Raw genomic sequence first — 1,337 nt, 5'->3', positions numbered from 1 at the left:
CTCCCAACGCGGTCTGTAAAACCGGAACGAAGCCATTGATCTGGCCCAGCTGGATTCTCGCGAACGGCGCGATCACCGCTGCAACGACAATGAGGAAGACGGCGACACCGACCGCAGAGGCCTTTTGGCGAGGCGTTGCGGGCATATTCGCGATGATCAATGGGAATTCTTGCTGATCGTTGGAAGCAGGCACGCCGGCCGCATCGGCCGATCGTTCCGCCACTTGCGCAATGCGCGGCCCCGGTGCTGTCGCACCGTCGACCAACCCGATGAATTGACGCCTCATGCCGCTCCCCATAAGGGTACCGCGAAGAGCTAGTCTTACTCCTCAGGACGCTTTTTGAAAGGGCCCCCACGCCGGTGTTTACGGCGTGAATACTCGTTTTGCGATATGCCCTTAGGGCTCCAAACGACTAAAACGACTGGTGCGACCTCCTTCGGCTACGGTAGGATTCGACCACCGCCATCAATGGCGTCCGTGCGATTGAAAGCAATCCATTATTCGGACGCGCAAGAGAGCCGGTCCCCGAGATACTCCCAAGAGATAGTTAGAAGTGCCCTTCCCGCCGCCTTGGGAAGAGAAGCGCAAATCTAGATCTCATTGGCCGCTACAGTATCAGGCACGTACGGCGGGCCGCACGGGCAATCCGATGCGAGCGCGCGCCTGATCATAAACTTGAACCATGCCGGGCATGGCTATTGTGACAGCGAGCCCAAAGGGCACGACTTCGTCGCTTTTGCCTCCGCGATCGGGTTCGCGCTGAATAGAAATTTCTAGGTTGCCATTGGGCCCAATCGTGGGGGCACGACGCCCTTCCCAGTGGCGAGAAAAAACGGTGCCTCGGCTGCTTTGATTCACGTCGGGTTGCGTCCTTGTCGGATCAACCCGGAGGCCGCTCAAGTCATCCGGTATAAGTAGCGATAGTTTGACGGAGCGATATGACTGTCTACCCGGAAGTACCGGTGTGAACCAAGCTAGAGTTGTGTGCATAGAGTGCAATCGCGCTTGCCCACCAAGGCATGCTGGAAGGGGTACCGTTACAGCGCATTTCTTTTCCCGCCCAATGACGCCGACCGCCCAAAAGGTCGCGCGATCCTCGGCGCAATATACAGCGGCATCTGCATCAACCAATCCATAGCCGAGAAATCGCCGGATGTTGTCTTTTTGCCTGACACTTTGCCGATTATTGGTAGGCCCCAGTACCTGCTTGATTAACTCCGCACTGGCGTCAGGCCAGAATGCGCTGTGCACCAGGAGCGATTTGAGGAGTACCGCCCGTTGATGTTGCGACAATTCGAGAAATGTATTTCCATAAACGWCCTCAAGCGCATCATGG

The 1,337-nt window shown here is 56.9% G+C and carries 2 pseudogenes; both read right to left on the bottom strand.

The features are described 5' to 3' along the window. Positions 1–286 (bottom strand): annotated as a pseudogene (locus ACXJL8_RS41265) (MASE4 domain-containing protein); the annotation flags it as partial. Between the two features lie 330 nt (positions 287–616). Beyond that, positions 617–1,337 (bottom strand): annotated as a pseudogene (locus tag ACXJL8_RS41260) (S8 family peptidase); the annotation flags it as partial.

Source organism: Bradyrhizobium sp. P5_C11_2 (genome assembly GCF_054049755.1).
This window is presented reverse-complemented; position numbering and strand designations above follow the sequence as displayed.